The organism is Achromobacter sp. SIMBA_011, assembly GCF_046535435.1.
Taxonomy (GTDB): Bacteria; Pseudomonadota; Gammaproteobacteria; order Burkholderiales; family Burkholderiaceae_B; genus Achromobacter; species Achromobacter dolens.
Genome location: NZ_JAWRWN010000956.1, coordinates 1 through 249, shown reverse-complemented (window position 1 = coordinate 249; position 249 = coordinate 1). Strand labels below are relative to the sequence as shown.

Here is a 249-nt window from a genome sequence, read left to right as displayed (position 1 = left end):
ACCGCAGCATTCATCGGGACGATCGGGTTTGATGAACTCGATGCCTGCGACGTTGTTCAGCAGCGCGAGCGGTTTCGAAAAGAAGGGTTCGTCGATTTCCGACATGCTCGCGGTCCGCAGCGCGCGCAGCGTGCCACAACTATTGTGCAGCCCGACCTTGTGAGGAAACGACGCCCACGGAAATTCGCGCACCTGCAAGACGTCGTGAATGAATTCGACGAGTTCGTAGGTGTTGCGGCGCACGGTGTG

1 pseudogene is annotated in these 249 nt (G+C 58.6%); it reads right to left on the bottom strand.

From position 1 onward, the window contains the following. Nucleotides 1-249 (bottom strand): annotated as a pseudogene (locus tag SB816_RS33835) ((Fe-S)-binding protein); the annotation flags it as partial.